We start from the raw sequence: 6430 nt of genomic DNA, 5'->3' as shown, positions 1-6430 counted from the left end.
CTGCTGAACTATTGTTCGCGCTTTAACCTCAACGCTCACGACCTCCGCTCTTTACGGCAGCCGCTTGAGGGGGTTTGAAGCCAGCTTCCGACAGCGGACTTCGGTGGGCCTACCACCATCTCCTCCTGAGCTTATGCTACATACTGGCTGCATTCCCTATGCGGCTAGTTTGTATGCCTGCGGCACACTTTCTATTAAAAACCGTTTTCTTAACATTACCTTATCCCAAAGTGATAAAAATTTCGCTTTCATATTGCGACGAACGTTGGTAATGAGCGTAATGCCTTCTTCTTTCAGTCCATCGCATAACGCCTGTGATAAATACCCTTTGTCACCATACAGATGTCCAGATAATTCTTTCACCAATTCCTTAACGGGTTCGCGATCGTCAGTATTTCCCGGGGTTAATTTGACGGAGACGATCTCACCACAATCGGTAATGATTAAATGAAGTTTAAAACCATAAAACCATCCTGTGCTCGTTTTTCCCCGTTTTGCGACGCCATCAAAAACCTGATTTCGGGGAATACGCGCATTATGGCAAACGGCGATTTTGGTGGAATCAATAAAAGCAATACCCTGTGATTTGACTTTGCGTGAAGAAAGAAAAGCGCACAAAGGAATAATGGCTCTTTTCTTCAATGTTATTATCCGGTTATAACTCACCAATCCGGGAAATTCAGCGGTAAGGAAGGGTTGTACATACTCCGTATAAAACCCTTTGAAATGACGATAATGGCTCATGTGAAATAAAATCAGGATAGTTATCACTTCACTGAGAGACAGTGATGTGGCGCGATGGCGTTTAAGCTGGTTATTTGCGATAAGCTGTTGCTCCCACATTGGCATAAATTTTTGGCAAAAATCATCGACGCAGCAGTAAAGTTCTTCTAAAGTAGTCATAGCCTGAGGATCCCCACGATTTTGTTTTCTAAGCAAAAACTTTGATCGTGCCTCAGGCACTTAGTTCCTTTTTTCTTTTCTTCCTTATCCAGAGTTCAGGTTACATAGTGAGAGCAGCATAATGACAGAACAAAAGTACTCTTTAGAACACGAAACAGCCGTATTGGGTAAAGACGGATTGGCTATTCAAACAGGCTGGATAAAGGTTTATCACTCGAATCAGATAACGAGAGAATTCACAATTTCAGACATTGAGTATGTCATGCTCGGTGTCAATCTATCAGCCGGTGCTTATCCCGATGCGCCACAACTTCCAGATTCTCACGATAAAGCTGTTTGTCGCAGTGAAGACGGTAAGTGCTGGCAAATCCTCCCGGATTACCGTGGCAAAACAGCTTACGACACGTTAACTCGCGCTCCGACTGAAATTACTGAAATCGGTGAACTGCCGGATACGCTAACCTTCAAGAAACCTCCCACAGATTTCGATAAGTGGGATGGTAAAGAATGGGTAGTTGATAAAGACCTTCTCAAATCTCATCAGATTAATGAAGCGAAGCAACAACAAGCAGCACTGTTACAACAAGCAAATGAAACACTCTCATTGCTACAAGACTCTGTTGACTTAGAAGTTGCTACTGACTCAGAGAAAGCCGCTCTACTCGAATGGAAGAAATACAGAGTATTGCTTACGCGTGTAGATGTGAATCAAGCGCCTGATGTGCAGTGGCCGGAAGTGCCGAAGTAAAAGACATGTTACATGTTACATGTTTGATGTTCACTGCCGTACAGGCAGAACGGAGCCGGAGATAATCCGGCTTTACGATCTCCTCCTCATCTCAGAACTGATCCCCGCATCTCCCGCTAATAGTATAAAATCAATCACTATGCTTCATATGAGTGCTTTTTCGGTTTGTACATATGTGTGTACATTCTGGTATTTTTTATTGGTTATTTTTTATTTAATTAATTGTTTTATATTAATATTTTAATTATTGAAGTATTTTTTTCTGGGATATGTTGGAATGGGTCCCCCAATTGGTGGAACTCTTGAATGGAAGGTATAATACAGTCGAGCAGCGCAATGTGGTGTTACGCTATATTTTACTAAATGGACATACTCTGGATCTCTCACACTTTGTCCATCAACTGATTGAACAATCTCCGGAGCATAAAACGAAAAAGGGCGCGAGCAAGGCCGAGAGGAAGGTAAACTGGAAACGGCTCGTGCCTTATTACGGCATGGCGTGAGTTTGGACATTATTGCCACCAGTACCGGACTGAGCCGGGATAAAATTGGAGCATTAAAGCATTAAATTAATCTTCTCTTTCATGGCAAAATGCCGATATTCAAGATCGGCATTTTTGTTATTAAACTCAGGTGGTCAGTAACTCAATATTATGTTTCAGATTCATTTTTCTCTTCAGCTAATTTATCAGGCACTTCTTTAGCAAACTAATTATCACTATCAGCATTTTTTAGTACCTGATCAATAATTTGTTTATGATCACCAATCCATATTTCTGTCATGAATGTGTACGATTAAAGGGGCATAAAAGGGGTTGATATCGTACTATTTATATGAGACAACTTCATTCGAGATCCAACCGCAGTGACGAAATTCATTTTTACTGTCCGGTCAGCGATCCTCATACGGACATGATTTGCATGGAATCAGGATGATGACTCATCATATAGACCAAACTGCCAATAAAAGTAAAAGACTCTCTGCCTTAACGGATGCGAAGCAATTCGCCCTGTATGCGCTTCCTGATTTTGATGAAGGCCTACAGTTGGAATTTCTGTCGCTGTCAGCAAGCGAACTGGAGCCTACTACAAACCGGTCGGCTCTGTATTCCCAAATTTACTGTGTCCTGCAAAGCGGTTATTTCAAAGTTAAACACGCTTTTTTCCGTTTCGCTTTGTCTGATGTGGAAAGCGATTATACATTTGTGATTAATCGCGACTTCCGTCATGCCGCCCCAGTTGCCAACCATGAGTATTACACTCAACGTAAACTAATCGCAGAATTGTTTGGATATTCTCTATGGTCTGAGAAATTTAGGCAGCAATTATCACAACGGCCTATCGCCAAATGTCTGAATACCACGCTATCGAAATGCCTGCGTCCGTTCCAGCGGACATTCGATACTGATAAAAAACCAGTCGGTCTACATTTTATTTTTAGAAGGATAAAAGTAAATGTCTTATATTCAATCGCATTTGAAGGGAGGGTGTTGGTTTACCCTCGGTGACAGTATAACTGAAAGAGGGTGGTATCAACCAATAGTGACTAAAAATTTAGATCTAAAAGAATGGAAAAACTACGGAATAGGGGGAACATGCATAGCCCAAAAAGATAAAAATGACAATTCAGCCATGTGTTTAAGATATGAAAAAATGGAAAGCAATCCAGATATTATTACAATATGGGGAGGGGTAAATGATTTTGGATTTGACTTTGGCTCCAATGGAGGAGTGGAAATAGGTGATTATAAAGACAAAACCCCTTTAACATTTATTGGCGGCATGAAATTATTAATGACTGGAATTACCAAAAAATACCCATCAACGAGAATAGGGTTTATTATAACAACGCCAATATCAGTACAAAGAGGCATGAACAGTAAAAACGCCAAAGGGTATTACTTGTCTGACTATTGCAGCGTTTGTCGGGAAATCTGCGAAAAACACTCCATCCCATATCTGGATTTGTTAAAACAATCTGGATTCAATGAAGGCAATATCGATATTATGACCAGCAATAGCTTGGGCACAGTGTCCGATGGTTTGCATCCATCAAAACTAGGTATGACCAGGCTTGCCCCAAAAATTTCAAACTTCATTTTATCTATTTAAGAGACAAAAAATGAGAATATTAGCCATAGATTTATTAAAGATAGTTTCTATATTTTTCGTTGTAATTTCTCACGTTACTTTATTTTTCTTGTTGCGCGATGATAATGACGTGGTTTTGTATTTTCTTAGGCAGGCCGGTCAGTTGGGGGTCTCGTTGTTTTTTATGTGCAGTGGCTATTTCTTACTAAACAACAAGCATGAAAAGCAGGTGGATTACATCATTAATAAATCCAAAGGGATATTAACTGTATTGTTGTTTTGGCTTATATTTTATTATCTGTATGACACATATTTTATCAGTAAATTTACAACAGTGCCTACTATTAATTTTTTAAATTATGTTAATGTTAGTATAACCACATCAGATGCTACCCATTTATGGTTTATATTTGCAATTGTCTCTCTATATATATTAACACCACTAATGCGTAACACATTTAATGAAACAAATGCAAAGGGGATTAAGAAAATACTCGTTATAATGCTTATAATTTCTAATCTTACATTGCTGAATGCACTAACAGATTACAAATTCTCTTTTTCCCTAATCCCATTCAATATTTTGTTTCCGTTCCAATCTGAGGGTTTGATTAGTTTCTTGATAGGTGGATATATAGGGCTAACGAAACCTAAAATAAAGGCTTTTTCCTGTAAGCATATAATATTTCTGGTATTTTTTATTATATCATTGATATCTTTATCAATCATTTCATCCAAGACGGGGATGACTTTCTTTTATGGGAAGTTTTATAATGTATTCCTTCAAGTTTCTTCGGTGTGCCTGTTTTTATTCTTGGTTAATTTGAATGTCAGAGAAATACCATTCTTAATAGATGACATTAGCAAGAATATACTAGGAATATATCTTGTTCACAATATTTTTGTTATTGAAATACATAACGAATTTATCCATAATTTCTTATTAAAAAAATTTAATTACATAAATATATATGTTTACATAATAGCCTATTCCTTGCTGGCTTTTATCCTGTCATATATATTATGCGCTTTGTTACGGAAATCAAAAATAACCTCAAAAATTATAACCCTATAACGTTATTGGCATGGAGAGCCGGTTTCTTCTAGCCATATTTTCTTGGTAGTAAAGTGTATTAGCTAAATGGAAGGCGTTTTACAATTATCACAGACCACAACAGTGGTTTGAAAGGTAAAACGCCTTATGAAACTCCCGTTGAAAAAATGAGAGCTTAAAAATGTTCTGTCAATCGAAGCCAGAGATCACACATCATATATTTTTATAATGAGTTCCAACACTATGAATCGTCATTGTACTGTCAGTGTTATTTAGATTGAAGGTTACCCTGTCTTTTTGGCTTAGCCTCACACTATATAAATTATTCGGCAGTTTTTCCAAGTTACTGCCGCTTGCTGTACCAATACTTTTTGCTGCTGTAAGTGGATCGTTACCCTTTTGCACCTCTTTTATAAATGAGCTATACTTTTGTTTTGCAGCACCTTCCATATTAGTAAATCCATTCCTGGATTTGTTATTTTTAAGTTCTTGTAAACTAACTCTCCATTTAGGCGGTTCTGTTGGGCCGGCCAAATAACCTATTCTGCCATCAGGTAATTTCTGCGGTGGTCGAAAGAAAGGTTTAGAAAGCTTTTTTCTCTCAATATAATTCTCTAATGATTTAGACTCTAATCCATTGTAAAAGTTTTTTGAAAAAATCCTCCTTCCTAAGGATGTCACAGCAGATAAGATAAATAAGAAATCAATTAATTTAAAAAATCTTGCGGCATTTGATTGTTGATTTTCCTCCAGTGGAATTTCCTGTGCAGAAAAAAAATATAGTGCTAATAATTTATCGTCATCTGAATAAGCACTCAATGGTTTATTTTCAAGATCAGGAATATTCCAAATATTTTGGGGATATTCACCTTCAAAATCCAGTTCATTCTTGTAAAAACCATCTGCCATATCTTTAGAAATTTGATCACCATTTTCACCTAATAGTGCAGATGAAAGATTAGACATATATTCTTGATAAATTATCTCAGCAGTCTCTTTATTCTTATAATAGTCACCAGGAAGATGAGATACATCATGAATACCACTTACAGCTAAAGCGTACGCTAATATTATTTTCTTAGCGCGATATTCAATTCCATGTGATGCAGTATAACCCTCATCTGTTTGCCTAAAGTTTAGTACACGTATTATATCTCCTGCTATTTGCTTTTCAACGGGTGGATATCCACTTCTATCATCAGGTGTTAATTGTATTAGACTAGAAGTTGTTACAGATTTTATATCCATTATATTTCTCCATCATGTTAGTGTTTATTGAACTATGAATCTTCTGGCAGATAGCTCCTAAATTTGTCGCTATTAATATAAATTGCAGCTTTAAATATAGGGTTTTCTCTGGCTCTTTAATCGTTAATTTCAATATAAAATTACTTTACATGATAATTATTAGCAAGATTTTATTTTCACATCTTATGTTGATATTTTTCTATTTAAATCATTACGTTAAGATTAGTTAAATAAATAATTTAATAAGTGAAATAAAAAAGAGAAAGCACTAAAGCCAAACGAACTTGGAGAATAGGATAACTTGATGTTAACAAAACGTTTTTAGATGGTCACGGCAGGTTGTATAAGTGTAAAATAATCATTAAACATGACAGGGAATAAAGCGC

General features: G+C 36.9%; 6 protein-coding genes and 1 pseudogene. 5 read left to right on the top strand and 2 right to left on the bottom strand.

The genetic code is table 11. From position 1 onward, the window contains the following. Positions 1 to 156 precede the first annotated feature (156 nt). On the bottom strand, positions 157 to 903 hold the full coding sequence (locus ACGF5R_RS06495; RefSeq protein ID WP_387690176.1) for an IS982 family transposase: 747 nt from the start codon (positions 901 to 903) through the stop codon (positions 157 to 159). A 121-nt stretch (positions 904 to 1024) separates the two neighbouring features. On the opposite strand from ACGF5R_RS06495, the gene ACGF5R_RS06490 reads away from it, so the two are divergent. The 5 genes and pseudogenes from ACGF5R_RS06490 to ACGF5R_RS06470 all read left to right on the top strand — a co-directional run bounded on the left by ACGF5R_RS06490 (position 1025) and on the right by ACGF5R_RS06470 (position 4817). Then, a complete protein-coding gene (locus ACGF5R_RS06490; RefSeq protein ID WP_112879118.1) occupies positions 1025 to 1651 on the top strand; it encodes a tail fiber assembly protein in 627 nt (208 codons plus the stop codon). Positions 1652 to 1917: 266 nt separating this feature from the next. Next, a pseudogene (locus tag ACGF5R_RS06485) lies at positions 1918 to 2219 on the top strand (ISNCY family transposase); the annotation flags it as partial. Between the two features lie 367 nt (positions 2220 to 2586). Beyond that, complete coding sequence (locus ACGF5R_RS06480) at positions 2587 to 3159, top strand: DUF4158 domain-containing protein (protein WP_387690174.1); 573 nt, start codon at positions 2587 to 2589, stop codon at positions 3157 to 3159. Next, positions 3107 to 3763, top strand: a complete 657-nt coding sequence (locus tag ACGF5R_RS06475) for an SGNH/GDSL hydrolase family protein (RefSeq protein ID WP_387690172.1) — start codon at positions 3107 to 3109, stop codon at positions 3761 to 3763. The genes ACGF5R_RS06480 and ACGF5R_RS06475 overlap by 53 nt, the downstream gene beginning before the upstream one ends. A gap of 10 nt (positions 3764 to 3773) precedes the next feature. Further along, positions 3774 to 4817, top strand: a complete 1044-nt coding sequence (locus ACGF5R_RS06470) for an acyltransferase (RefSeq protein WP_112879121.1) — start codon at positions 3774 to 3776, stop codon at positions 4815 to 4817. Between the two features lie 192 nt (positions 4818 to 5009). Here the strand turns inward: ACGF5R_RS06470 and ACGF5R_RS06465 are convergent, their stop codons facing one another. After that, positions 5010 to 6044 carry a Txp40, insecticidal toxin (previously name A24tox) gene (locus tag ACGF5R_RS06465; RefSeq protein ID WP_387690170.1) on the bottom strand — a complete coding sequence of 345 codons (1035 nt, stop codon included), beginning with the start codon at positions 6042 to 6044 and terminating at the stop codon, positions 5010 to 5012. Between the last annotated feature and the right edge of the window lie 386 nt (positions 6045 to 6430).

It is taken from the genome of Photorhabdus sp. RM71S, assembly GCF_042879355.1.
In the GTDB taxonomy this organism is placed as follows: domain Bacteria; phylum Pseudomonadota; class Gammaproteobacteria; order Enterobacterales; family Enterobacteriaceae; genus Photorhabdus; species Photorhabdus kayaii.
The sequence above is the reverse complement of the archived record's forward strand: the minus strand, read 5'-3'. Positions and strand labels throughout refer to the sequence as shown.

Excerpts from the sequence above, each read along its gene's own strand:
- ACGF5R_RS06495 (WP_387690176.1), bottom strand. The coding sequence starts at position 903 with ATGACTACTTTAGAAGAACTTTACTGCTGCGTCGATGATTTTTGCCAA.
- ACGF5R_RS06490 (WP_112879118.1), top strand. The coding sequence starts at position 1,025 with ATGACAGAACAAAAGTACTCTTTAGAACACGAAACAGCCGTATTGGGT.
- ACGF5R_RS06480 (WP_387690174.1), top strand. The coding sequence starts at position 2,587 with ATGACTCATCATATAGACCAAACTGCCAATAAAAGTAAAAGACTCTCT.
- ACGF5R_RS06475 (WP_387690172.1), top strand. The coding sequence starts at position 3,107 with ATGTCTTATATTCAATCGCATTTGAAGGGAGGGTGTTGGTTTACCCTC.
- ACGF5R_RS06470 (WP_112879121.1), top strand. The coding sequence starts at position 3,774 with ATGAGAATATTAGCCATAGATTTATTAAAGATAGTTTCTATATTTTTC.
- ACGF5R_RS06465 (WP_387690170.1), bottom strand. The coding sequence starts at position 6,044 with ATGGATATAAAATCTGTAACAACTTCTAGTCTAATACAATTAACACCT.